Source organism: Oceanisphaera litoralis (assembly GCF_016907015.1).
GTDB classification, from domain to species: domain Bacteria; phylum Pseudomonadota; class Gammaproteobacteria; order Enterobacterales; family Aeromonadaceae; genus Oceanimonas; species Oceanimonas litoralis.
In genome coordinates, this window is record NZ_JAFBBE010000002.1 from 112,699 (window position 1) to 136,244 (window position 23,546).

Genomic DNA, 23,546 nt, shown 5'->3' on the forward strand with positions numbered 1-23,546 from the left:
TAAGAGAGAACCGAACCATGACTAAAGAATCAACCGCCGTCGCCATTAAAGGTACCGTAACCAACGCCGAAGAACGCGCCAGTCGCGTAGGTCAAGGGTCCGAAAACGTCCGTGCCTCTGACTTGGCTATCCCGCGCATCAAGGTCCTGCAGCCGCTGTCTCCCGAAGTACAAAAGAGCCACGCTCAGTACGTCGAGGGTGCCGAAACGGGCATGATGATGAACAGCTTGAACTCCGAGCTGTTCAACGCCGCTTTCGTTATCAACCTGCATTACGACCGCAAGGTAGTGGTGTGGAAGAAACGCAAGTTCGGTGGCGGTATGTTCGGCGCGTTCGAGACCGAGGCAGAAGCACAGGCCGCACTGGCCGAAGCCGGTGAACAGGAAGCCCAGTTCGACATAGTGGACAACCCCACCCACCTGGTCCTGCTGTTGAGCGATGACGGTGAGCCGAAAGGCGTCGCCCTGCTCGATATGCCTGGCACCAAGGCCAAGGTATCCCGTCGCTGGAACTCCCTGATTGCCGAGCAGGAACAGGCTGGCAACCCACGTTTCGGATGCGTGTGGGAGCTGAAATCCGTTTCCGAGAGTAACCAGCACGGTTCCTACTCGAACTTCGATGTGGACTTTGTGGTTATCGCGCCGGACGAAATCTACGCCGCTGCTCAGGCTGCGTTCGATGCCTTCTTCGGTGGCCGAGCCGAAGCGGCATAAGACAGAAGGCCCCGTTACCGGGGCCTTTCTTACCTCTAAGAGCAAGGGTACCGACGGTGCGCTTGCCATTACGGGTGCTGCAATCCCGCCCAGGATGGGGTGGCGGGCTGAGTAACCCCACCAGTCGCGGGTGTGCATCCAACACACTGACGCGACGGACAGCCTGGAAAGACAGGCACCCAACCGCATGGTCACCGCACGGAGCTACCCAAACAGCGGGTGCCAGTAAACGTAGCCGTGAGCACGGTGATCAGCCGGATGGGGAAAGACAGTGCCGGGGGCTAACCCCGGTTTTTTTATGATCGTGGGGAAGGAAGCACACATGCTGGGTAAATTGTTTGGTAAGAAAGTCGCCGCTGCCAAGGCCGAAGTGAAAAAGCTGGAGAATCGGGACCTTATGGAAGCCCTTGTGGGCGGCTGCCTGCTGGTGGCCTATGCCGATGGTGAGCTGGAAGCGGCCGAGTTGGACAACCTCGAAAAACAAATCGCCGCCAACCCGGCGCTGGAAGGCTTCGGCGGCGAAATCAACGCCATCCTGTCCAAGTTCACCCAGATGTTTGAAGCCGGCCCCCTTATCGGTCAGATGAAGGTGATGCGCGAAATCGCCGACATTAAGACCAGTAAGGAGGAATCCGAGGAAGTGTTCGTGGCCATGCTGACCATCGCCCAGGCTGACGGGGAAGTAGAGGATGCCGAAGTCGCGGTGCTCAAGAAAGTGGGCCAGTTGCTGGGTGTCAACCTGCGTGAATTCGGGATCGAGTGATGGATAACCAACACCGTAAAATCGCCGGGTACCGGGAGCTGGGACAGGAAGAAATCGACCTGATGAACCAGATCAAGGTTAAGGGCCGTGAGTTGCTGGAGCTGCAACAGGTACTTGATACCCTGGTCCGTGGCCAGGTGGAGCAGGCGGTCAATGAAAGCAATCATGCCGAATATGCGCGACTGCAAGAGGCCGACCCTCTGCGTTGGGCAGCCATCGGCAAGACGGATATTCAGAAAGGCATCATGGCCCTGGTTCGCGCCGTGGCACAACCGGCGGGGGTATAGAAGATGAATATCGCCTATCGCAAAACCCTGATCGTGGTGATGCTGGTTGCCCTGGTGCTCATCGACTTCGGTAGCCGCATCCTGTCCGTGGGGGTCGATCTGATGTTGGCCGGTGTCCTCGGCTCCCTGCTGTGGCCGCTGGTCTCGGCCAAGCACAAACCCTAACATGCAGGCCCGGTACCCTCCGGGCCTTTTATCGAGGTGGATCATGAAACGACATACACGCCGCTGGCACCGGATTTGGCACAGCCAGCACCGCACACAGGGGGAAAACCATGGCTGATTACGGCGGATCTACCACCCCGGAACTGACGCGGGACCAGACCCGGACCCCGTTATGGCTGTTCGACGCCCTGGATCGGGAATTCGACTTCGCCCTCGACGCGGCGGCCATGCCCGACACCGCGTTGGTGCCCGACGCTTACCTGACCCCGGCAGAGAACAGCCTGGTGGTGCCGTGGGCCGACCAGCTGCACCCGATGCGGAGCAACAGTAACGTGTGGCTGAACCCACCCTATTCGGACATAACCCCGTGGGTAACCAAGGCCAAGGCCGAGCGCCGGAACGGGCTGACCACAGTGATGCTGGTACCCATGGACGCGACCGCCGGCTGGTGGCCGGGTACCGAGGCCCAGGAGCTGCGTATCATCACCGGCTATAACGATGCCCGTGGCAAGTGGCGTAGCGGCCGCATCGACTTCATTCACCCGGTAACCGGCAAGGAAATGAAGGGCAACCCGAAAGGGAGTTGCTTCCTGATCTTCCGCCCCGAGGTGGAAACCCATTCCCTTAAATATGTCACCAAAGGGTCGCTGATGGTCCCCGACACTCTGCAGGTGGCCGCATGACCGAAAGCCAGTACACTCAAGCGGTGCACAAGAAGCTGGCCCCCGAGGTGTTCAAGTGGAAAATACGTGATGACTACCAAGGCGGGGTACCTGACGCCTATTATCGTCGCAACGATGGTCTCCCCGGCCCGACACTGTGGATCGAATACAAATACCTCAAGGCGCTCCCCAAACGAGACACCACCCTGGTGGTCCCAGACCTGAGTGAGCAGCAAAAACGATGGCTTGGCTTCGCGCAGGCTGCAGGGGACTTGGTCGCCGTGGTGTTAGGCGTAGGTAATAAAGGGGTGTGGTTAACCCTGGACGAGGCGCTGGATGGAGTACCGTCAGGAGAGCTTCGCCATCGGCTACGTGATTACGGGGTCATCGCCGGGCTTATAAAACAAGCAGTTGCAACGGAAGAAATAAAAAAATAATTGTCCCTTGGAGGAATACAAGCTACCCTGTTATTATCATCAAGCAAGTAAGCATGTTATCGGGGGATAACGCATGAATAACAAGCGCGTGTACGGGGAGGAGACCCTTACAAGGGTCCAACGAGCCTGGAAAGACTACAAGAGACAGCATGCCGCGACCCAAAAGGACGCGGCCAAGGTCCTGCAGATTTCCACGTCTGCCTTTGGCCAATACCTGCGCGGCGAGATACCCCTTAACACTGATTTCTTGCTCCGATTTGCGGCATTGGTCGAGGACGACCCTGCCAACATCCACCCACAACTCGGGGGGCTGAGCAAACCGGGGTTGACAAAGACCTACCTACCGGTAACAGGGACGCTATCGGGACGGGAGCCTTCGCATGGGAGAGCCTTGGTGGCCGGGATCATTAGCGAAAATAACAATGCCGAGTTTTGTGTGGAAGTTGACGTAGCCGGCACAGGATACCCGAAAGGTACCCTTCTGCTTGTGGACCCGAGTGACCCGCCATGTGATCGCGACATGGTGGTAGTTGAAGGCGAAACCGGGTACCGCTACGGCCAACTGGGCTATAACGAGTTGGTGGACGAGTGGTACGTGGAAATGCTGGTAGTGCAGGGAGTGGAACGATTCGTGTTGAGTGCCGGACAAGTGCCAGCGCGGGTGATCGGGACGCAACTACCCAAACAGAGTAAGCGTCGGGCATTTGCTGCCTGATTTAAGGGTCGGTTCGCCGACCTCTTTTTGGTCTTGTAAAACAAGGAATACTGTTAATAATGAATATTGAGAACAGTGCCGCTGGTTATGAGAGCCTGGCCAACGTCCTGAACAAGGCTTACCTACAGGCGGCGACCGGGAAAGGTAAAGAGCGCCACGCTGTTGACCGACCCTTTGACCAGCAGCCTATGCAGGTGATCTCGGATTTGGTCGGTTCGGCAGATGGCTTGATATACCAAGCCATCAAAAAAGCGCAAGAGTCCCAGCGCCTACCCGAAGGCCGTGACGTTGCCGAACTGCTGGGGGCCATCGTCTATCTGGCAGGGGCCATTATCTATAAAGAGAAGCAGCGGGGGTACTTCAACTACACCGTAGGTAACGTGGACCTGTCCGGTGTCACCATCACCCCAACCGCCCCAAAGACGGTAGAGACCGGGATCGGTGGAGCAAAGTGGGGTGACTAACTGGGATCTGCGCTTTATTAACCTCGCCCAGCATGTAGCGAGCTGGAGCAAAGACCCTTCCACGAAAGTGGGGGCAGTTGTGGTTCGCCTGGACAAGACGGTGGCGACCATGGGTTTTAACGGTTTACCGCGAAATGCCCATGACGACCACCGGCTGCATAACCGTGAAGTGAAGATTGACCTGACGGTGCATGCGGAAATGAACGCCCTCCTGTTCGCCCGTGAACCGCTGCATGGTTTCACCCTGTACGTCTGGCCGCTGTCGCCCTGTGTGCGATGCGCGTCCCACATTATTCAGGCCGGGATAACCCGCGTGGTATCCGTGCCCTATGGCAACGGTCGGTGGCAAGAGTCACTGGCGAAGGCGGAAGCCCTTTTTTCTGAAACCGGAGTGGTTGTCGACTATGTCCTTACTGATGACTGATACCTGGGTAACCCTGAACAAAGCCAAAGAGCTGTTCGGCTACACCCCCGCCGCGTTTCGCGGCAAGATTAACCGTGGCCAACTGGTGCAGGGTGTACATTGGCGCAAGGCCCCGGACAACCGGGTAGTGATTAACCCGCAAGCCTTCAACGCCTGGCTGGCCTCAGCGGAGCAGGTATGATGCAGGTAGAGGTTGTTCAGGACTCCTATTACAAGCCGCTGTTCGGCCGACCGGTACGCATCACGTCGGTGCTGGTGGAATACCCGCGTTTTGTCCATGCCCAGGTGCTCACCCACCGGGCGTTCAGCCGCAACAGCTCCAGCTCTCGGGCCATCCCGGTTATCGAGGTCATTAAACAGACCAAGACCAACCCGGTATACCCGTCACACTGGGGCGCCAAGCAGAGCGGCATGCAGGCCGAGAAGGAGCTGGGCAAGCGCGAACAGCACGAAGCCCGGCTGGTGTGGCAGCAGGCGGCCAGGAGCGCCCGGCTTTACGCGCAGAAACTGGACGAGATCGGGGTCCACAAGCAGGTAACCAACCGCCTGCTCGAACCCTACCAACATATCAAGGTGCTGATCACGGCCACCGACTGGGATAATTTCTTCGCGTTGCGAGAGCATCACGACACCCAGCCCGAAACCCAGCTGTTGGCCGTGGCCATCAAGCAGGCGATGGATACCAGTCAGCCGCTGCGGTTGAAACGCGGCGAGTGGCACCTGCCGTTCGTCGACCGGGAACGGCACCGGGGTCAGATGGTGTATTCGGTGGACGGCGACGTGATCACCCTGGCGGAAGCCAAGCGCATCAGTGCCAGCGCCGCCGCTCAGACCAGTTACCGCAAGGCCGACCTGGGCTGGGGCAAGGCCGATGCCATCTATCAACGCCTGGTCGAGAGCCGCCCGGTTCACGCCAGCCCGTTCGAGCATCAGGGTACGCCGCTGCTGTTCGGTGGCTGGCGACGGTCACGGAATTTCCGGGGCTGGAAGCAGCTGCGGGCCGAGATACCATTCGACACCGTGCGTGGTTAAGATAGGCCCCTTGAAGGGGCCTTTTTTGTTGGACAGTAGAACGGGACTATTATGGAGATACCCGAGTTACCGGAAGGGTTGAGCCTGCACCCCAACAAGGCGAACCCAGAGCGGATCATGGCTCGGGTCGCCAACCCGACGCGCAAAGGGGCCGTTATCACCCACTCGCGGATGCTGGGTGACGGGGACACCTGGGAGCTGATAGCCGACCTGGTGGCTTGGCGCAACGAGATAGGGTCACAGCTATGGGAGACCTGGCCCTATGTCTCGCGGGGCCGCATTGCCGCTGTGATCGCTGACCTCCCTAAAGGCATATCCTGCTACGTCACCGTGGTGCGCCCGAAACACCGGCGACCCTACCCGGTCCTGCGGGTGCTTTGTTACTGGCCGGCGTATGCCGAAGGGCGCAATGCCAAGGGTAACTTCCCGCAGCGAAATAAATCCTGGTCGCTTCCGCTGCAGGCAGATCGGAGCACCATCATGGCCAAGGTGCAGGAGGCCGAAGCCTATCTGGCGAAAATGCGGGCGCTCAACCCCAAGCCGCCACGCGACCAGTTCCGCTGACGGTGCTGCCCAGCGTCGTGCATAGTTAAGTAATACTGTTTATACTGACCCCCAGTAATGGGGGTTTTCTTTATGCAGGAGGCCCACCTATATAAAGAAGGAATCATGGACCCTAGAACCAAGAAACGTCTGTCCACTGCCAAAGGGGTGTCCGTCCACCGCGACAAGCTCCGTATCGCCTTCACCCTGCCGGGTGACACCAAACAAACCAAACGCTCCCTCGGGATTATGCCCACGGTCAAGAACATCGACCTGGCGGAAATGAAGCTGGCCGAGATCAAGCTGGCCATCCTTCGCGGCACCTTCAAGTGGGAAGACCATTTCCCCAACGACAAGCAGGTACGCAACGAAAACCCAACCCTGGCCGACGCCATGGTTGAACTGCACCTGAAACAAGGGTCGTGGAAGAACAGCACCCGGCGGCAGCACGAAAGTTATGTTCGAACCCTCGACCGGCTATTTCCTCGAGCGCAGTTATCCGATCTGACAGAACCGAAGCTGACTGCTTTTCAACGGCAGGTGTCCGAGCAGTATTCCCATAACCGGGCCGTGGCCCTGGTGGGAATCATGCGTAACGTCATGGCCAAAGCCGTGCGGGCGAAGCTGGTCCTGAACAACCCCTTCCTTTATATAGAACCGCTCAGCAAGAAGAACAGTAACGTCGGCGCCGAGGAAGTGGACGACGAACCGATGCGGGTGTTCACCATCGAAGAAGCCGAGAACATCATCGACGCCTATACCGAGCAGGTAACCCAAAACCTGCTGTCCTTTTTGTTCTGGTCCGGTGTTCGTCCGGGGGAGGCGTCGGCACTACGCTGGACAGACGTCAATGCCACCGAAGGCACCGTGACCATTCGCCGGACCCGCACCATGAAACAGGGCGAGCTGCAGACACCGAAAACCCATGCCGCCCGAACGCTGATCCTGCCGGCCAGGGCGATGGAGGCACTTGAAGCCCAGCGGCCCTACACCAGCAAGCAGGAGTATGTGTTCTGCCGGGGTGATAACCATGAACCCTTTGCCAATGCGAAGGTGTTGGGCAGAAAACGGTGGAAAACCATTTTGTCAAAACTTGGTATTCCGTACTTGAAGCCGTACACTACGCGCCACAGTTTTGCGAGCTGGGCATTGATGGCCGGTGAAAGTGAGTCGTATGTAGCCCAGTTCCTGGGTCATGCGAACGTGGACATGGTGAGGCGGCATTACGGCCATATCATCCCCAAAGTGACGCACTTTTGGACCCTGGATGACCCCCAAAATTACAACGAACTGAAAAAATCAATGCGTTCAAAGGGTTAGGTGCAGGGATCATAAATTCTGTACAATTTCGCGCCCTGTGGGCTCTGGTCAGAAAGCGAGAGGCAACCGATGAGTGAAACAAAAATAAACCTGCTGGATCTGGATCGTGACGGCATGCGTGCGTTCTTCAGTGAACTGGGCGAAAAGCCCTTCCGTGCCGATCAAGTGATGAAATGGATCTATCACTTCGGTTGTGACGACTTCGAGCAGATGACCAACATCAACAAGGTGCTGCGCGGCAAGCTGCAACAGCAGGCCGAAATACGCGCGCCGGAAATCAGCGTCGAGAAAAAATCCGCCGACGGCACCATCAAGTGGGCCATGCAGGTCGGCGGCCAGGAAGTGGAAACCGTTTATATTCCCGATGGTGACAGGGCCACCCTGTGCGTGTCTTCCCAGGTGGGCTGTGCCCTGGACTGCAAATTCTGCTCGACTGCCCAGCAGGGTTTCAACCGCAACCTCAAGGTGTCCGAGATCATCGGCCAGGTGTGGCGCGCCGCCAGCCGGGTGGGCTTTGTACGTGACTCCGGTCGCAAGCCGATCACCAATGTGGTGATGATGGGCATGGGCGAGCCGCTGCTCAACCTGAACAACGTGGTGCCGGCGATGCGGTTGATGCTGGAAGACTACGGTTTCGGCCTGTCCAAGCGTCGGGTGACCCTGTCTACCTCCGGTGTGGTACCCGCGCTGGACAAGATGGGCGACATGATTGATGTGGCACTGGCGGTATCCCTGCATGCGCCGAACGACAAGCTGCGCTCCGAGATCATGCCGATCAACGACAAGTACAATATTGCCACCCTGCTCGACAGCGTGCGCAACTACATTTCCAAGTCCAACGCCAACCACGGCAAGGTCACCATAGAGTATGTGCTGCTTGATCATGTCAACGACGACATGCAGCATGCTCATGAGCTGGCCGAACTGCTCAAGGACTTGCCCTGCAAGATCAACCTGATCCCGTTCAACCCTTTCCCGGGCAACGATTACGAAAAACCGAGCAACAGCCGTATCGATCGCTTCAACAAGGTGCTGATGCAGTACGGCAATACCGTCACCATCCGCAAGACGCGGGGGGATGATATCGATGCCGCCTGTGGCCAGCTGGTCGGGGATGTTATCGACCGGACCAAGCGCACCATGAAAAAACGGATGCAGGAACAAAGTATATCCGTCACAATGGTTTAAGAATAAAATCATTGGTGTAAAGGGAATGCGAACGCTTACTCTGTTGCCGGCGTTACTGCTGGGATCCATCCTGAGTGGTTGTGTTCACGAAACCACATACTTGTCTGATGGACGTCAGTCTCGGGAAGTGATGTTCAAGCCGTCGGATGCGGCATTGACTCGAATGAATCTTGGCTTGGCCTATTTGCGGCGGGGAGATGCGGAGCAGGCCAAGTTCAATCTTGACCGGGCCCTGGCTCAGGATCCTCGCAATGCCGATGTGCATCTTGCTCGCGCCTGGTTTTATCAGTCGGTATCCGATGTTGAACAGGCAGAGCAAAGTTATCGTCAGGTACTGAAGCTCGATCCCGGCCATGGCGATGGACTGAACAATTACGGTGTTTTTCTGTGTGGACGGGAACGTTTCGCCGAAGCGGATGTCATGTTCAGGAGGGCGATAGTGTCACCTGGCTATGTGCAGGTGGCCGACAGCTACGAAAATGCGGCCATGTGTGCCATTCGAGATGGTAAACCGGAGCTCGCACTCGACTATTTCAGGCGAGCACTGGAATACAGTCCGGGCAGATCCAAGGCCCTGCTGGGGGCGGCAGAGCTGCTGGCAGAGCAGGGGGACGAGGGGGGCGCGCTCGACTATCTTGCCCGCTACCGGGACGAGCATCAGCCCAGTGCACAGAGTTTATGGTTAACAGTGCGTACCGCAGAAGCACAAGGCAGTGTGGCGCAAGCCCAACTGGCCGGTGCCGAGCTGGTGCGGTTATTTCCGGATTCAGAACAGGCCAGGCGATTCCTATCAAATGACTATTAACGAAGCAGACCCGCAGCCTCAGGCTGAACCAGAAGCAGTCACCACGGTCGGCCCCGGGGCCCTGTTGCGTGAAGCCCGGGAAGCCAAAGGCTGGACTCAGGCCGAAGTGGCCCGTCGTCTTAATCTGAGGCTGGCGGTGATTGAGTCCATCGACGACGATCAATACAAGGCCGGGGTCGCCCTTACGTTTCTGCGCGGCTATGTAAAAGCCTATGCGAAGGTGGTGGGGGTCAGCGAACAAGAGGCGCTGGCCGCGTTCGACGGCATGAGTGGCATCGAGCAAATCAAGGCCGCGGCTCCCATGCAGAGCTTTTCCAGAAAGACCCGGCAACAGGCCAACGACAACTGGCTCAAGCGGATCAGCTGGCTGGTGCTGCTTGGCCTGCTGGGATCGCTGGTTTACTGGTGGTGGCAGGACAGCGGGGTCAGCCACATGGAACCTGGCCAGGACGCCAGTGCCCGGCACCAGGAGGCGCTGGCACCAGAGGCGGATATTCCGTTGGTTGCGCCCCCGCTGACGCTTCCCGCCGCCCCGATGGCGGATGATGCCGATACCACGGCAGAGGCGATTCCTGCCCCCCGGGCGCCCCTTGCCGCCATGGACGACAAGCCGGCCGCAGAGGTTACCGAGCTGGCGGAAGAGCCGGTTGCCATTATCGAAGCTGCCAAGCCAGCGGCCGATCCTCGTCTGCTGGCCATGAGCTTCACCGACGACTGCTGGATCAAGGTGACCGATAGCCGTGGTCGGGTACTGGTCGAAGGGGTGCAAAAGGCCCAGCAGGCCCTTAGCCTGGAAGGTGAACCTCCCTTTCGTCTGATCCTGGGCGCGCCCCATGCCGCCAGCGTCGAGTATATGAACGAGGCGGTGGATCTGTCCTCCTTCAGCGCCGGCCGGGTAGCCCGCCTGACCGTACCGAAATCCTGATTAACGCAAGAGTAAATGATGTCCCTACATGAAACCCCCATCGTTCGTCGCCTATCCAAACAAATTCGCGTTGGCTCCGTGCTGGTGGGGGGTGATGCCCCCATCAGCGTACAGACCATGACCAATACCCTGACCACGGATGTGGCTGCGACCCTGGCCCAGATCCGGGCGGTGGAAAAGGCCGGCGCCGACATAGTGCGGATATCGGTACCGACCATGGAGGCGGCGGAGGCCTTCAAGCTGATCCGTGCCGGCACCACAATGCCGCTGGTGGCCGATATTCACTTCGATTATCGCATCGCCCTGCAGGTGGCCGAATATGGTGCCGACTGTCTGCGTATCAACCCGGGCAACATAGGTCGGGAAGACCGAATTCGCGCCGTGGTGGACTGTGCCAGAGATAAGGGCATTCCCATTCGTATCGGGGTCAACGGCGGCTCGCTGGAAAAGGATCTGCAGGAAAAATACGGCGAGCCTACCCCGGCGGCGCTGGTGGAATCGGCGCTGCGTCATGTGGAGATCCTGGATCGACTCAATTTCGATCAGTTCAAGGTCAGCGTCAAGGCATCGGATGTATTTCTGGCCGTCGGCGCCTACCGGGAGCTGGCCCGTCAGATAGAGCAGCCGTTGCACCTGGGGATTACCGAAGCCGGTGGCTTTCGCAGCGGCGCGGTCAAGTCCGCCATCGGTCTGGGCATGCTGCTGTCCGAGGGAATAGGCGACACCCTGCGTATTTCGCTGGCCGCCGATCCGGTGGAAGAGATCAAGGTCGGGTTCGATATTCTCAAGTCCCTGCGCATTCGGTCTCGGGGCATCAACTTTATCGCCTGTCCGTCCTGCTCCCGTCAGGAGTTTGATGTGATCAGCACCGTCAACGAGCTGGAAAGCCGGCTCGAGGACATAGTGGTGCCGATGGACGTGTCCATTATCGGCTGTGTGGTCAACGGCCCCGGTGAAGCCCTGATCTCCGACCTCGGCCTGGCCGGCGCCCAGCGCAAGAGCGCCCTCTACGACGGCGGCGAGCGGGTGGGCCGGCTCGATAACACCCACCTGGTGGACGAGCTGGAAAGCCGCATCCGGGCCAAGGTGGCCATGATGGATCCGGCCGCCCGTATTCCGGTGCAAACCAAAGACTGAGACGCGTGGTCAGACTGGGTGCCGGATTGAGCGCCGGCAGCAGAGTGGCTAAGCCGACCGTGACATGCCAGGGACGGCATGTCCGAGCCCCCAGGGATGGGTTTACGGCGTGTCGGTGTGCCTCCTGCTGCTGGCGTGCTTCACCTCTTCAGACCACTAACACGCTTTTGATTCCAGACCGATTAGCATTCAATTTATTTTAAGCCGTCAACCATAGAGATATTTTCGTGGCCAAACAGATTCAAGCAATTCGTGGAATGAACGACTGCCTGCCGGAACAGACCCCGGCCTGGCAACAGGCGGAAGCGGTACTGCGTGACCTTATGCGTGCCTATGGTTACGCCGAAGTGCGCATGCCCATCATGGAAGTCACCGGCCTGTTCAAGCGGGCCATCGGTGAAGTCACCGACGTGGTCGAAAAGGAAATGTATACCTTCGACGACCGCAACGGCGACAGCATGACCCTGAGACCCGAAGGCACCGCCGGCTGTGTGCGCGCCGGTATCGAACACGGTCTGCTCTACAACCAGGAACGCCGCATGTGGTACATGGGCCCCATGTTCCGCTACGAACGTCCCCAGAAGGGCCGCTATCGCCAGTTCCATCAGTTTGGGGTCGAGGTCTTCGGTCTGCAGGGGCCGGACATCGACGCCGAGCTGATCATGCTTACCGCCCGGCTGTGGAAAACGCTGGGGGTCAATGAACATCTGGTGCTGCAACTGAACAGCCTGGGCCAGCCCGAAGAGCGGGCCGAATACCGTGAGGCCCTGGTGGCGTATCTGGAACAGCACAAAGACCAGCTGGACGAAGACAGCCAGCGTCGTCTCTACAGCAACCCCTTGCGGGTGCTGGACAGCAAGAACCCGCAGGTTCAGGCGCTGCTGCAGGACGCACCGGTACTCGGTGACTACTTCGGCGAGCAGACCCGGGCCCACTTCGAGGGACTGAAGGCGCTGCTGACGTCGGCCGGCATCGACTTCGAGATCAACCCCCGTCTGGTACGTGGTCTGGACTATTACAACCTGACCGTGTTCGAATGGGTCACCGAGAGCCTGGGTGCCCAGGGCACCGTCTGTGGCGGTGGTCGTTACGACGGCCTGGTCGAGCAACTGGGTGGCCAGGCCACGCCCGCCGTCGGTTTTGCCATGGGCATGGAGCGACTGGTGCTGCTGCTGGACACCCTCGACCGGGTAGAAGCACAGCCGGCGCTGGCCGATGTGTATCTGGCGATGATGGGCGACAACAGTCAGGCGGCGGGTTTTGCCCTGGCCGAACAACTGCGTGATCAGCTGCCGGGTTTGCGGGTGATGAGCCACTGTGGCGGCGGCAACTTCAAGAAGCAGCTGAAGCGGGCCGACAAGAGCGGGGCCGGCATCGCCCTCATCCTGGGCGAAGATGAAATTGCCCGGGGCCAGGTCACGGTCAAGTATCTGCGCGGCCAGGGCGAGCAACAGATCCTGGCGGTTAACGACATGATTGAACAGCTCAAGAAGGGGATCTAAATGGATATTAACGCGACGGAAGAGCAGCAGCTGGAAACCCTCAAGCGCTGGTGGATGGAGTATGGCAAGTCCATCATACTGGGCGCCGTGATTGGCCTGGGTGGCTTGTTTGGCTGGCGTTACTACCAGAGTCATCAGATTGAGACGCGTTCGGCCGGTGCCGAGGCCTTCGCTCAGGTCAGCGAGCAACTGGCGACCAAGGGCCCCGCGGCCTTCGACGATACCGCAGCCTTCGTCGAGCAGAACCAGGGCAACAACTATGGCGAGCTGGCGGCGCTGCTGCTGGCGGCCGAAGCGGTGAAGGTCAACGATCTTGCACTGGCTCAGCAACAGCTGGAGCTGGCCCTGGCCGGCATCCAGGATGCGGCCCTGGGCGATACCATTCGTCTGCGCCTGGCCCGGGTATTACTGGCGCAGAACGAGCTGGCCGGGGCCCAGTCCCATCTTGACGCCATCGAGGCCGACGCCTTCGCTGCCCAGCTCCGCGAAGTGCAGGGTGACCTCTTTATGGCCGACGGCAAGGTCGATGATGCCCGTGACGCCTATCGTGCAGCGCGGGATGCGGGCGGCCTGACCAATAATCCGGGTCTGCAGCTGAAACTCGACAACCTGGCGGTCTCTGCCGAGCTGGGTGACGAGGAGTGATCATGCATAAACGGTTGACCATGATGTTGCCGCTGGTACTGGGCTTGGGCCTGAGCGCCTGTTCCAGCCAGCCGGAAGTGGCACCGGCAAGTCCCTTGCCGGACGTCAGGAATACCCTGGATACCAAGCCGCGCTGGTCGGCCTCGGTCGGCGATGGGGTCGGTGACTTCTATTCCCAGTTGAGCCCCGTGGTAAACGGTGAGCGGGTGTTCGCCGCCTCCCGCGACGGCGTGCTGGCCGCCTATGCGAGCGATAGCGGCAAGCGGCAGTGGCAGCTGCGACTGGACAAGCTGGACATCAACGACAACCAGCGTAGCCCGCGCATCTCCGGCGGACTGACCGCGGCCTATGGCAACCTCTATTTCGGTTCCGAGAACGGCGTCGTCTATGCGGTATCACAGTTGGACGGCACGCTGCTCTGGACCCGCGAGGTGCCCGGTGAGGTGCTGGCCGCCCCGGCGGTGGACGAAGGCAAGGTAGTGGTGCATACCGGCGCCGGTAATCTGGTGGCGCTGGATGCCGTCAGCGGCGAACAGCAGTGGCAGTTGCGTAACGAGCAACCCAGCCTGACCCTGCGCAGCATGGCCACGCCGGTCACGGTCGGCGGCGCCGTGCTCTACGGCCGGGCCGACGGTCGTCTGGGGGTGGCGTTGCTGGCCAATGGCCAGCCGGTACGTGATACCCGTATCGCCAGCCCTCGTGGCGCCACCGAGCTGGAGCGCATGGTCGATGTGGCCGCGAAACCGGTGATTCTGGGCGATATCCTGTTCACTATCGCTTATAATGGCCAATTGACCGCCCATCAGCTGATTTCGGGGCAGGAATTGTGGAAGCGCCAGTATCAGGGCTCTCAGGATCTGAGTACCGATGGTCGCCAGCTCTATATCAGCGACAGTCGCAGTCATCTGTTTGCGGTGGATGCGCGCAGTGGCATGGAGCTATGGTCGAATACCGAGCTGGAAAATCGCCAGCTGACGGCCTCGACCGTGTTCGGTGATTATCTGGTGGCAGGCGACGGTGAGGGTTATCTGTACTGGTTTGATCGTCAAAGCGGCGTGCTCGAATCGTTGCAGCGTATCGACAGTAAGGGCTTGTATGTGGCGCCTGTCGTGGCCGGCGATACCCTTTATGTGCAAAGCCGCGGCGGAGATCTGGTGGCCATCGGCCAGCCTTGATCCCGGCGGACCTGACACACCGGCTCCTGATCTCGGATCAGGAGCCGTTATTGTTTTTTGGAGACTGATTTTATGATGCCAGTAGTGGCTCTGGTGGGCCGCCCCAATGTGGGCAAATCCACCCTGTTCAACCGCCTGACCCGCACCCGTGATGCGCTGGTGGCGAACTTTCCCGGCCTGACCCGGGACCGTAAATACGGCCAGGCCAAGATTGGCGAACTGGAATTTATCGTGGTCGACACCGGTGGTATCGACGGCACCGAAGAAGGCATAGAGCTGAAAATGGCCGAGCAGTCGCTGGCGGCCATCGACGAAGCGGATGTGGTGCTGTTCATGGTCGATGCCCGTGCCGGCCTGACCACGGCCGATGAAGCCATCGCCGCCCACCTGCGTCGCTGCCAGAAAGACACCCTGCTGGTGGTGAATAAAACGGACGGTATCGATGCCGATTCGGCCGTCAGCGAATTTTATCAGCTGGGCCTTGGCGATCTCTACCCCATCGCGGCCTCCCACGGCCGGGGCGTGTTGAGCCTGCTGGAAACGGCACTGGCCCCCCAGCTGGAAGAACTGGCTGCCGAGGCCCAAGCCCAGGCCCAGGCTCAAGCCGAAGCGGAAGCGGACGATGCCGAAGCCGATGAATTCGATTTCGATCAGCTGGATTTCGACGGCGACGACATCGATAGCGTCATCGAGGCAATGGACAGGATTGACGAGGCACAGACGGTGCCGTTCGAGGATTTGCCGATCAAGCTGGCCATCGTCGGTCGCCCCAACGTGGGCAAGTCCACCCTGACCAACCGTATTCTCGGTGAAGACCGGGTGGTGGTGTACGATATGCCGGGCACCACCCGCGACTCCGTTTACATTCCGATGAAGCGGGACGAGCAGGACTACATACTGATCGATACCGCCGGGGTACGCCGCCGGGGCAAGGTTCATGAAACCGTCGAAAAGTTTTCGGTGATCAAGACCCTGCAGGCGATAGAAGACGCCAACGTGGTGTTGCTGGTACTGGACGCCCACGAGGGGATTTCCGATCAGGATCTCAGCCTGCTGGGCTTCGTGCTCAATGCCGGTCGCAGTATCGTGCTGGCGGTCAACAAGTGGGATGGCCTGAATCAGGACGTGAAGGAAGACATCAAGCGCGAGCTGGATCGTCGCCTCGGTTTCATCGACTTTGCCCGTCTGCACTTTATCTCGGCACTGCACGGCAGCGGTGTGGGCAACCTGTACGGCTCTGTGGTGGAGGCCTATCAATCGGCCACCAAGCGGGTCAACACCTCCATGCTGACCCGTATCATGATGATGGCGCAGGAAGATCACCAGCCACCGCTGGTACGGGGTCGCCGGGTCAAGCTCAAGTATGCCCATGCCGGCGGCTACAACCCGCCGCGCATCATAGTGCACGGCAACCAGGTCAAGGATCTGCCGGAGTCCTACAAGCGTTACCTGATCAACTACTTCCGGCGCTCGCTGCAGGTGATGGGTACGCCGATTCGGGTCGAGTTCAATGAGGGTGCCAACCCGTACGAGGGCATCAAGAACAAGCTGACCGAAACCCAGATGCGCAAACGCAAACGCATGATGCGCTTCAACAAGAAAAAATGACCCTTCAAACGCCGGCTAAGCCGGCGTTTTTATTAGAAAAAGTGAGGGGATAGGGGGGAGGTGTAATACCAAACGGGTTAATCATTTGGTCAGGCTGTCATCCTGACGAAAGTCAGGATCTTCCTGCTGAAAGATACCGGGTCAAGCCCGGTATGACAGAGTTTTAAACACGACATTATTGTCAGAAATTGATCACTTTTTTAGTGGGCTTGGTATAAACAAGCACCGCCTGCAGATGTCGGATTTACCCTTCCCGCCTTACTCCTCCCCCCCCCCCTCAGATAAAGTTCTTGGTCTAGTATGGATAGCAGGGCTGCGGGAGCCTTTATGGACAAAAGGAGAGGGTATGTATAAATCACTGTTGGTGGCCGTGGACGGCTCCGAACACGGCAGAAAGGCGCTGATACTGGCCTGTCACCTGGCGCGTCAGGACGATGCAGCGGTACATATTCTGCATGTTCCCGAAGTCTTGCCGCACGAAGCGACCCTGATCTGGGGCATTGGCGCCGTTACCATCAAAGATGAACGCAAGGAAATGGACGAGGCCGGCAAGAAAATCATCGCCGGGGCCGAAGCCGAGGCTCGAAAGCTCGGCGCGACTCATGTTCAGACTCATATAGCGCGGGGTGAGCCGGCGCGTGCCATTATGCAGCAGGCGAAGACGCTCGGTGTCGATGTGATCGTCATGGGCTGTCGTGGACTGGGGGATCTGGCCGGCCTGGTGATGGGCAGCGTGTCCCACAAGGTGAGTCACGGCGCCGGGTGCGGCGTTATTACGGTACGTTAATGGTTAATGCCTGGTAGTTAATGATTAATAGTTAATGATTAATAGTTAATGACTGATAGTGAATGATTTGTCGATGGTTCATGACCAGGCAGGACATGAACGGCAAGCGCCGGGTGACGGCGGCGTCAGGCCGCCGACTTGTTGTCGATAGTAGTCAGAAAAAAGGCATTGTTACGGCGCAGTACCTTGCGGCGAACATTTTGCAGCAGTATCTTGCGGCGGGGCGACCAGCTCGCCGGTTTGCGCTGCTTCAGCAGGGCGCGTCTTCGTTTCAACATGATGGTGCATTCCTCATTGTGCATTTCTCTTTAAATCGATACCGCTGTCGGCGACAAACCTGATGTGCAGTCGGCAATAAGCAACACCCTATAACTGATATGGATTCTGGCGCTGGTTTGCCTTTATTGTCACCCTCGCGAAGGCGGGGGTCCAGTGCCTTTGCAGGCAACCAGCAGCCTGACCGTTCTGCGCCACAAGTCCTGGATTCCCGCCTTCGCGGGAATGACGACTGAGCCACAGCTGTTATGCAGCATTACTTAGTGTGCAGTCGGCAATAGACTGCGGCGTTACTGCACTAGATATCAGCTTGCGCGGCCCGGGTAAAGTGACATTATTGTTAACTTTCCGGTTCTGCCGGTAAATTCTCATGCTGGGCGGTCAGGCCCGGATCCGTACCTGGCTTGTCCTGCCATTGCAGGCTCTGATAATACTGACGGATTTTTTTGACGAACTGCTGCGTTTCCCGACCCCGGGCATAACCGTAGCGGGTTTTGCTGTACCACTTGGGCTGATGCAGCAGCGGCAGGTTTTCCTTTACTGCGGTCCAGGAGTCGGGATCCTGATCGCGCAGTCTGGTCAGTCGACGGGCATCCAGCAGATGTCCCAGGCCGATATTATAGGCGGCCAGCGCAAACCAGATACGCTCATCTTCGGGAATCGCGTCCGGCAGCCGGTCCATCAGCGATGCCAGGTAACGGGCGCCCCCACGAATGCTTTGCTCCGGATCCAGCCGGTCGGAAACCCCCACCTGTCTGGCGGTGTCTTCGGTCAGCATCATCATGCCGCGCACGCCGGTATAGGAACGGGCCAGCGGATCCCAGTGCGACTCCTGATAGCTGACGGCCGCCAGCAGGCGCCAGTCCAGCTCCCCCGCATAACGCTCAAACAACGGCTGGTAGCTGGGGAGTATGGTTTCCGTTCGGCGCAAAAAGGTGCGGGTATCGACGTAATCGAAGCTCTGCACATGACCGAAGTATTTTTCATTCAGTCGGGCCAGGGTGCCGGCGTCCTGCTGTTGAGCAAAAAATGTCAGCATCTGGCCGAGCAGGCTGTCGTCGGCACGCCGGTCCAGCATCCAGGCGACCGGCAGGGATTCGCCCAGAGTAAAGGCCGCATCGATATTGGGATAATAGCGTTGGGTGCGGGCCAGCATGACATCGGTGACCAGGGTATGGTCGGCCCGGCCTTCCGAGACCTGGCGCAGCAGATCTTCTTCATCCGTGTCCCGGCGGGTTTCCCAGTGCAGCCCGGGCAACTCCTGCTGCAGTTGATGCAGCGACTCGGCCTGACTGGAGCCTGCCAGCACCCGGATCTCGCCCTCTATCTGGCCAGGATCCCGGGGGCGGGAGCTGCCCTTGCGATACACCAGCGTCTGGGCTATGTCGTAATAGCTGGGGCCAAAGCGGTACTGCTGGCGTCGCTGTGGGGTGATGGTGAGGCCGGCGGCCAGCATGTCGACCTTGCCCGTGTCGAGCAGTGAAAAGAGCTCGTCCAGGCTATAGGCCGGGACCATGGTCAGATCGACGGCCAGCGAGTCGGCAAAGAGCCGTGCCAGCTCGTAATCCAGCCCTTCCTCCTGACCGTCGCGCAAAAAGTAATGCAGTGGATGATAGAGGGTGCCGACCCGCAAGGCCCCACGGCTCTGGATCTGTCCCTGCTGGGTCTGGCGTTTTTCGTGGGCATCGCAGCCGCTCAGGATCAGTAACCCCAGCAGCAGCGGGGTTCTGAAAAGCATCGGTATCAGGCGCACAAGCGAGTCCTTGTTCAAGACGGTCGGCATTTTATAGCAGAAGTTGACCACTTCGTCAGGCAAAGGCCGATTTTTTCGGGCAAGCCGGCAGAATAAGGTCCCGGAAATGAGCGTCGACAGGGCAGGGGTGTAAACCTATAATACCGGCAATTTCTCAACCCCCCATTCACTCACGCTTTGAGAACTGCCACTATGGAAATACTGAGAGGCTCACCGGCCTTATCCGGTTTCAGAACCCGGACCCTGGTTCGCCGCGCCCAGCAGCAGAACCTGCCGCTGGTCGCCATCGAAACCGAGTATGTGCACTTTGTTGCGCTGAATGCCAACCTCGAGGCCGACAGTCGACAAACATTGAGCCAACTGCTCGACAGCCCGGCCCAGGGCATGACGCCTGCCGCCGGCAGTCTGCTGGTGGTGGTGACTCCCCGTCCCGGTACTCTGTCTCCCTGGTCCAGTAAAGCCACCGATATCGCGCGTAACTGCGGCCTGACCCAGGTCAAGCGCATCGAACGCGGCATCTCCTATTATCTGAGTTTCGAGCGCAGCCCCAGTGCCGCCGAGCTGGATGCGGTCACCGACATGCTGCACGACCGCATGACCGAAGTGACCCTTGATGCACTGGAAGATGCCAGCTGCCTCTTTGCCGAGGCAGCGCCGGCACCGGTAACCGCTGTAGACATTCTGACCGGCGGCCGCGACGCCCTGGCCGAGGCCAACGCCAGCATGGGTCTGGCATTGGCCGAAGACGAAATCGATTATCTGTACGAGGGCTTTACCGGCCTGGGCCGTAATCCCAACGATATCGAGCTCTACATGTTCGCTCAGGCCAACTCCGAGCATTGTCGTCACAAGATTTTCAACGCCGACTGGACCATAGACGGTGTCGATCAGCCCAAGTCGCTGTTCAAGATGATCAAGAACACCTTCGAACAGGTGCCCGAGCATGTGCTGTCGGCCTACAAGGACAACGCGGCCGTGATGACCGGCTCCACCGCCGGGCGTTTCTTCCCCAGCCCCGAGTCCGGTGAATACCGCTACCATCAGGAAGACATTCACATCCTGATGAAGGTGGAAACCCACAACCACCCCACCGCCATTTCGCCTTATGCCGGTGCGGCCACCGGTTCCGGCGGTGAAATCCGTGACGAAGGCGCCACCGGTCGCGGCTCCAAGCCCAAGGCCGGTCTGGTGGGCTTCAGCGTGTCCAACCTGAAGATACCGGGCTATGCCCGCCCCTGGGAGCAGGACTTCGGCAAGCCCGAGCGCATCGTCAGTGCGCTCGATATCATGACGGACGGCCCTCTGGGGGGCGCGGCCTTCAACAACGAATTCGGCCGTCCGGCACTGCTCGGCTACTTCCGTACCTTCGAAGAGAAGGTGTCCAGCTTCAACGGCGAAGAAGTACGCGGTTATCACAAGCCGATCATGCTGGCCGGTGGCCTGGGCAACATTCGCGGCGAACACGTGCAGAAGGGCGAGATTACCGTCGGCGCCAAGCTGGTGGTACTGGGTGGCCCGGCCATGAACATCGGCCTGGGTGGCGGTGCCGCTTCTTCCATGGCCTCCGGCCAGTCGAGCGAAGATCTGGACTTTGCCTCGGTACAGCGGGACAACCCGGAAATGGAACGCCGCTGTCAGGAAGTGATCGACCGCTGCTGGGCCATGGGCGAGCAGAACCCCATCCAGTTTATCCACGATGTGGGCGCGGGCGGCCTGTCCAACGCCATGCCCGAGCTGGTCAACGACGGCGGCCGTGGCGGCCGTTTCGAACTGCGCAATATTCCCAACGACGAGCCGGGCATGAGCCCGCTGCAAATCTGGTGTAACGAGTCCCAGGAACGTTACGTGATGTCGGTAGCGAACGATCGCATGGCGGAATTTGAAGCCATCTGTCGTCGCGAGCGGGCCCCCTTTGCCGTGGTCGGCGAAGCCACCGCCGAGCCGCACCTGAGCCTGCACGACGAACATTTCGGCAATCAGCCCATCGACATGCCGCTGGAAGTGCTGCTGGGCAAGGCGCCCAAGATGCAGCGTGACGTCATCACGGCCCAACACCGGAGCCCGGCACTGGAGCTGAGGGGGATCGATCTCAAGGACGCGGCCGAGCGGGTCATGACACTGCCGACCGTGGCCGACAAGGGCTTCCTGATCACCATCGGCGACCGTACCGTCACCGGTCTGGTGGCGCGGGATCAGATGGTCGGTCCCTGGCAGGTGCCGGTGGCCGATTGCGCCGTGACTGCCGCCGCCTTCGACACCTATGCCGGTGAGGCCATGTCGATGGGCGAACGGGCCCCGGTGGCCCTGCTCGACTACGCGGCCTCGGCCCGGTTGGCGGTGGCGGAAGCCATCACCAACATTGCCGCCACCGACATCGGCGAGCTCAAGCACATCAAGCTGTCTGCCAACTGGATGTCTGCCGCCGGTCACCCCGGTGAAGACGCCGGCCTGTACGAAGCGGTCAAGGCCGTGGGCGAAGAACTGTGTCCCGAGCTGGAACTGACCATACCGGTGGGCAAGGATTCCATGTCGATGAAGACCCGCTGGCAGCAAAATGGCGAAGACAAATCGGTTACCGCTCCCTTGTCGCTGGTGATCACCGCCTTCGCCAAGGTTAATGATGTGCGTGCCACCGTCACCCCCTGGTTGCGCAGCGATCTGGGCGACACCGACCTTATTCTTATCGATCTGGGTAACGGCAAGAATCGCCTGGGTGCTTCGGCGCTGGCCCAGGTGTACCGTCAGTTGGGGGACAAGCCCGCCGATCTGGACAGCCCGGAGCAGCTGAAAGGCTTTTTCTATGCGATGCAGACCCTGATCGCCGACAAAAAATTGCTGGCCTACCACGACAAGGGCGATGGCGGCCTGTTCGCCACCCTGGCCGAAATGGCGTTCGCCGGTAACACGGGTCTGGATATCGAGCTGGATCTGCTGGGTGCCGATCAACTGGCGGCGCTGTTCAACGAAGAACTGGGTGCCGTGCTGCAGGTGCGTCGCGAAGACAAGGAAGCGGTGCTGACCTGTCTGGCCGGTCATGGCCTGGCTGCCTGCAGCCACGTCATCGGTCAGCCGAATCAGGACGACCAGCTGCGCTTCTTCTTCGCCGGAGAGGAAGTCTATGCCGAGTCCCGCACCGAACTGCGCCGCCTCTGGTCCGAGACCAGCTACCGGATGCAGGCCCTGCGCGACAACCCGGACTGCGCCCGGAGCGAGTTCGACGTCAAGCAGGAAGCGGACAATCCCGGCCTGTCGGTGTCGCTCAGCTTCGATCCGAAAGAAGACATAGCCGCGCCCTTTATCGCCAAAGGCGTGCACCCGCGCATGGCCATACTGCGCGAGCAGGGCGTCAACTCCCATGTGGAGATGGCCGCCGCCTTCGATCGCGCCGGTTTTGCCGCCGTGGACGTGCACATGAGCGATCTGCAAAGCGGTCGTTACCGGCTGGACGAGTTTGCCGGCATGGTCGCCTGTGGTGGCTTCTCTTACGGTGACGTACTGGGTGCCGGTGGCGGCTGGGCCAAGTCGGTGCTGTTCAACGAGGCACTGCGGGCTCAGTTTGAAGCCTTTTTCGCCCGTGAAGACAGTTTCGCCCTCGGCGTCTGCAACGGTTGCCAGATGCTGTCCCGTCTGCGGGATCTGATCCCCGGTGCCGCCCACTGGCCGGACTTCGTGCGCAACACCTCGGAGCGGTTCGAAGCCCGCTTCAGCCTGGTGGAAGTACAGGAGTCACCCAGCCTGTTCCTGTCCGGCATGGCCGGCTCTCGTTTGCCCATCGCCGTATCGCACGGCGAAGGCCGGGTGCAGACCCTCAATGCCGACATCAACGCCATTGAGGCCAGCGGTACCGTGGCCCTGCGTTTCGTGGACAACCAGGGTCAGGCCACAGAGCGCTATCCGTTCAACCCGAACGGCTCCGCCAACGGCATTACCGGTCTCAGCAACCAGGACGGTCGCGTCACCATCATGATGCCGCACCCGGAGCGGGTGTTCCGCACCGTGGCCAACTCCTGGCACCCGGATGGCTGGGGCGAAGACGGTGGCTGGATGCGCATCTTCCGCAACGCCCGAAAAAATCTCGGCTAGAAAAAATCTCGGCTAAATGTGCCACTTGTTTCTCATAATGAAAAGCCCGCAGCGATGCGGGCTTTTTATTTCTCAAGTGAGTCTGTAATATAGCGGTGTCCGAAAAACAACCACCTCACGCCGCCTCGGGGTGCCTG

General features: G+C 59.6%; 25 protein-coding genes. 23 read left to right on the forward strand and 2 right to left on the reverse strand.

The window, feature by feature from the left end; translation table 11 throughout:
- Nucleotides 1-17: 17 nt before the first annotated feature.
- From HNR62_RS01715 to HNR62_RS01820, 22 genes are all read left to right on the forward strand, one after another.
- A complete protein-coding gene (locus HNR62_RS01715; RefSeq protein ID WP_204794371.1) occupies nt 18-713 on the forward strand; it encodes a hypothetical protein in 696 nt (231 codons plus the stop codon).
- Nucleotides 714-1,035: 322 nt separating this feature from the next.
- Nucleotides 1,036-1,476 (forward strand): tellurite resistance TerB family protein, encoded by a 441-nt coding sequence (locus HNR62_RS01720; protein ID WP_204794372.1) that lies wholly within the window; start codon nt 1,036-1,038, stop codon nt 1,474-1,476.
- Nucleotides 1,476-1,763 (forward strand): Acb2/Tad1 domain-containing protein, encoded by a 288-nt coding sequence (locus tag HNR62_RS01725; RefSeq protein ID WP_204794373.1) that lies wholly within the window; start codon nt 1,476-1,478, stop codon nt 1,761-1,763. Before HNR62_RS01720 ends, HNR62_RS01725 begins: the two co-directional genes overlap by 1 nt.
- Before the next feature lie 3 nt (nt 1,764-1,766).
- Nucleotides 1,767-1,928, forward strand: a complete 162-nt coding sequence (locus HNR62_RS01730; protein WP_204794374.1) for a DUF3927 family protein — start codon at nt 1,767-1,769, stop codon at nt 1,926-1,928.
- Between the two features lie 110 nt (nt 1,929-2,038).
- Nucleotides 2,039-2,611, forward strand: a complete 573-nt coding sequence (locus HNR62_RS01735) for a phage N-6-adenine-methyltransferase (RefSeq protein WP_204794375.1) — start codon at nt 2,039-2,041, stop codon at nt 2,609-2,611.
- Complete coding sequence (locus HNR62_RS01740) at nt 2,608-3,027, forward strand: hypothetical protein (protein WP_204794376.1); 420 nt, start codon at nt 2,608-2,610, stop codon at nt 3,025-3,027. Before HNR62_RS01735 ends, HNR62_RS01740 begins: the two co-directional genes overlap by 4 nt.
- Nucleotides 3,028-3,100: 73 nt before the next feature.
- The gene (locus HNR62_RS01745) at nt 3,101-3,742 is read left to right on the forward strand and encodes a helix-turn-helix domain-containing protein (protein ID WP_204794377.1); all 642 of its coding nucleotides are present in this window, start codon (nt 3,101-3,103) and stop codon (nt 3,740-3,742) included.
- A gap of 59 nt (nt 3,743-3,801) precedes the next feature.
- Nucleotides 3,802-4,206: a hypothetical protein gene (locus tag HNR62_RS01750; protein WP_204794378.1), complete on the forward strand. Its 405-nt coding sequence runs from the start codon at nt 3,802-3,804 to the stop codon at nt 4,204-4,206.
- The gene (locus tag HNR62_RS01755) at nt 4,199-4,630 is read left to right on the forward strand and encodes a deaminase (RefSeq protein WP_204794379.1); all 432 of its coding nucleotides are present in this window, start codon (nt 4,199-4,201) and stop codon (nt 4,628-4,630) included. Before HNR62_RS01750 ends, HNR62_RS01755 begins: the two co-directional genes overlap by 8 nt.
- Nucleotides 4,623-4,811, forward strand: a complete 189-nt coding sequence (locus HNR62_RS01760) for a hypothetical protein (protein WP_204794380.1) — start codon at nt 4,623-4,625, stop codon at nt 4,809-4,811. The genes HNR62_RS01755 and HNR62_RS01760 overlap by 8 nt, the downstream gene beginning before the upstream one ends.
- Nucleotides 4,808-5,662 carry an FAD-dependent thymidylate synthase gene (locus tag HNR62_RS01765; RefSeq protein ID WP_204794381.1) on the forward strand — a complete coding sequence of 285 codons (855 nt, stop codon included), beginning with the start codon at nt 4,808-4,810 and terminating at the stop codon, nt 5,660-5,662. Before HNR62_RS01760 ends, HNR62_RS01765 begins: the two co-directional genes overlap by 4 nt.
- A gap of 51 nt (nt 5,663-5,713) precedes the next feature.
- Nucleotides 5,714-6,226, forward strand: a complete 513-nt coding sequence (locus HNR62_RS01770) for a hypothetical protein (protein WP_204794382.1) — start codon at nt 5,714-5,716, stop codon at nt 6,224-6,226.
- 72 nt (nt 6,227-6,298) lie between these two features.
- Nucleotides 6,299-7,525: a site-specific integrase gene (locus tag HNR62_RS01775; protein WP_204794383.1), complete on the forward strand. Its 1,227-nt coding sequence runs from the start codon at nt 6,299-6,301 to the stop codon at nt 7,523-7,525.
- A 69-nt stretch (nt 7,526-7,594) separates the two neighbouring features.
- On the forward strand, nt 7,595-8,713 hold the full coding sequence (gene rlmN, locus HNR62_RS01780) for a dual-specificity RNA methyltransferase RlmN (protein WP_204794384.1): 1,119 nt from the start codon (nt 7,595-7,597) through the stop codon (nt 8,711-8,713).
- Between the two features lie 25 nt (nt 8,714-8,738).
- Nucleotides 8,739-9,518 (forward strand): type IV pilus biogenesis/stability protein PilW, encoded by a 780-nt coding sequence (pilW, locus tag HNR62_RS01785; protein WP_204794385.1) that lies wholly within the window; start codon nt 8,739-8,741, stop codon nt 9,516-9,518.
- On the forward strand, nt 9,508-10,443 hold the full coding sequence (locus tag HNR62_RS01790) for a RodZ domain-containing protein (protein ID WP_204794386.1): 936 nt from the start codon (nt 9,508-9,510) through the stop codon (nt 10,441-10,443). The genes pilW and HNR62_RS01790 overlap by 11 nt, the downstream gene beginning before the upstream one ends.
- 18 nt (nt 10,444-10,461) lie before the next feature.
- Nucleotides 10,462-11,580 (forward strand): flavodoxin-dependent (E)-4-hydroxy-3-methylbut-2-enyl-diphosphate synthase, encoded by a 1,119-nt coding sequence (ispG, locus tag HNR62_RS01795; protein ID WP_204794444.1) that lies wholly within the window; start codon nt 10,462-10,464, stop codon nt 11,578-11,580.
- A gap of 227 nt (nt 11,581-11,807) precedes the next feature.
- The gene (gene hisS / locus HNR62_RS01800; protein ID WP_204794387.1) at nt 11,808-13,082 is read left to right on the forward strand and encodes a histidine--tRNA ligase; all 1,275 of its coding nucleotides are present in this window, start codon (nt 11,808-11,810) and stop codon (nt 13,080-13,082) included.
- The gene (locus tag HNR62_RS01805) at nt 13,083-13,727 is read left to right on the forward strand and encodes a YfgM family protein (RefSeq protein ID WP_204794388.1); all 645 of its coding nucleotides are present in this window, start codon (nt 13,083-13,085) and stop codon (nt 13,725-13,727) included.
- 2 nt (nt 13,728-13,729) lie between these two features.
- A complete protein-coding gene (gene bamB / locus HNR62_RS01810) occupies nt 13,730-14,902 on the forward strand; it encodes an outer membrane protein assembly factor BamB (protein ID WP_204794389.1) in 1,173 nt (390 codons plus the stop codon).
- A 72-nt stretch (nt 14,903-14,974) separates the two neighbouring features.
- On the forward strand, nt 14,975-16,510 hold the full coding sequence (gene der, locus HNR62_RS01815; protein WP_204794390.1) for a ribosome biogenesis GTPase Der: 1,536 nt from the start codon (nt 14,975-14,977) through the stop codon (nt 16,508-16,510).
- A 346-nt stretch (nt 16,511-16,856) separates the two neighbouring features.
- Complete coding sequence (locus tag HNR62_RS01820; protein WP_204794391.1) at nt 16,857-17,297, forward strand: universal stress protein; 441 nt, start codon at nt 16,857-16,859, stop codon at nt 17,295-17,297.
- Nucleotides 17,298-17,422: 125 nt separating this feature from the next.
- On the opposite strand, the gene HNR62_RS01825 is transcribed toward HNR62_RS01820, so the two are convergent.
- Both HNR62_RS01825 and mltF read right to left on the reverse strand, forming a co-directional pair.
- Entirely contained in the window at nt 17,423-17,575 is a 153-nt protein-coding gene (locus HNR62_RS01825; RefSeq protein WP_204794392.1) for a hypothetical protein, read from the reverse strand.
- Between the two features lie 338 nt (nt 17,576-17,913).
- Complete coding sequence (gene mltF / locus HNR62_RS01830) at nt 17,914-19,326, reverse strand: membrane-bound lytic murein transglycosylase MltF (RefSeq protein WP_338044062.1); 1,413 nt, start codon at nt 19,324-19,326, stop codon at nt 17,914-17,916.
- A 192-nt stretch (nt 19,327-19,518) separates the two neighbouring features.
- On the opposite strand from mltF, the gene purL reads away from it, so the two are divergent.
- Nucleotides 19,519-23,409, forward strand: a complete 3,891-nt coding sequence (purL, locus tag HNR62_RS01835; RefSeq protein ID WP_204794393.1) for a phosphoribosylformylglycinamidine synthase — start codon at nt 19,519-19,521, stop codon at nt 23,407-23,409.
- The last annotated feature ends 137 nt before the right edge of the window (nt 23,410-23,546 follow it).

What these genes read in the sequence shown, in the direction of transcription:
- HNR62_RS01715 (WP_204794371.1), top strand. Translation starts at nt 18, where the DNA reads ATGACTAAAGAATCAACCGCCGTCGCCATTAAAGGTACCGTAACCAAC.
- HNR62_RS01720 (WP_204794372.1), top strand. Translation starts at nt 1,036, where the DNA reads ATGCTGGGTAAATTGTTTGGTAAGAAAGTCGCCGCTGCCAAGGCCGAA.
- HNR62_RS01725 (WP_204794373.1), top strand. Translation starts at nt 1,476, where the DNA reads ATGGATAACCAACACCGTAAAATCGCCGGGTACCGGGAGCTGGGACAG.
- HNR62_RS01730 (WP_204794374.1), top strand. Translation starts at nt 1,767, where the DNA reads ATGAATATCGCCTATCGCAAAACCCTGATCGTGGTGATGCTGGTTGCC.
- HNR62_RS01735 (WP_204794375.1), top strand. Translation starts at nt 2,039, where the DNA reads ATGGCTGATTACGGCGGATCTACCACCCCGGAACTGACGCGGGACCAG.
- HNR62_RS01740 (WP_204794376.1), top strand. Translation starts at nt 2,608, where the DNA reads ATGACCGAAAGCCAGTACACTCAAGCGGTGCACAAGAAGCTGGCCCCC.
- HNR62_RS01745 (WP_204794377.1), top strand. Translation starts at nt 3,101, where the DNA reads ATGAATAACAAGCGCGTGTACGGGGAGGAGACCCTTACAAGGGTCCAA.
- HNR62_RS01750 (WP_204794378.1), top strand. Translation starts at nt 3,802, where the DNA reads ATGAATATTGAGAACAGTGCCGCTGGTTATGAGAGCCTGGCCAACGTC.
- HNR62_RS01760 (WP_204794380.1), top strand. Translation starts at nt 4,623, where the DNA reads ATGACTGATACCTGGGTAACCCTGAACAAAGCCAAAGAGCTGTTCGGC.
- HNR62_RS01765 (WP_204794381.1), top strand. Translation starts at nt 4,808, where the DNA reads ATGATGCAGGTAGAGGTTGTTCAGGACTCCTATTACAAGCCGCTGTTC.
- HNR62_RS01770 (WP_204794382.1), top strand. Translation starts at nt 5,714, where the DNA reads ATGGAGATACCCGAGTTACCGGAAGGGTTGAGCCTGCACCCCAACAAG.
- HNR62_RS01775 (WP_204794383.1), top strand. Translation starts at nt 6,299, where the DNA reads ATGCAGGAGGCCCACCTATATAAAGAAGGAATCATGGACCCTAGAACC.
- rlmN (WP_204794384.1), top strand. Translation starts at nt 7,595, where the DNA reads ATGAGTGAAACAAAAATAAACCTGCTGGATCTGGATCGTGACGGCATG.
- pilW (WP_204794385.1), top strand. Translation starts at nt 8,739, where the DNA reads ATGCGAACGCTTACTCTGTTGCCGGCGTTACTGCTGGGATCCATCCTG.
- HNR62_RS01790 (WP_204794386.1), top strand. Translation starts at nt 9,508, where the DNA reads ATGACTATTAACGAAGCAGACCCGCAGCCTCAGGCTGAACCAGAAGCA.
- ispG (WP_204794444.1), top strand. Translation starts at nt 10,462, where the DNA reads ATGTCCCTACATGAAACCCCCATCGTTCGTCGCCTATCCAAACAAATT.
- HNR62_RS01805 (WP_204794388.1), top strand. Translation starts at nt 13,083, where the DNA reads ATGGATATTAACGCGACGGAAGAGCAGCAGCTGGAAACCCTCAAGCGC.
- bamB (WP_204794389.1), top strand. Translation starts at nt 13,730, where the DNA reads ATGCATAAACGGTTGACCATGATGTTGCCGCTGGTACTGGGCTTGGGC.
- der (WP_204794390.1), top strand. Translation starts at nt 14,975, where the DNA reads ATGATGCCAGTAGTGGCTCTGGTGGGCCGCCCCAATGTGGGCAAATCC.
- HNR62_RS01820 (WP_204794391.1), top strand. Translation starts at nt 16,857, where the DNA reads ATGTATAAATCACTGTTGGTGGCCGTGGACGGCTCCGAACACGGCAGA.
- HNR62_RS01825 (WP_204794392.1), bottom strand. Translation starts at nt 17,575, where the DNA reads ATGTTGAAACGAAGACGCGCCCTGCTGAAGCAGCGCAAACCGGCGAGC.
- purL (WP_204794393.1), top strand. Translation starts at nt 19,519, where the DNA reads ATGGAAATACTGAGAGGCTCACCGGCCTTATCCGGTTTCAGAACCCGG.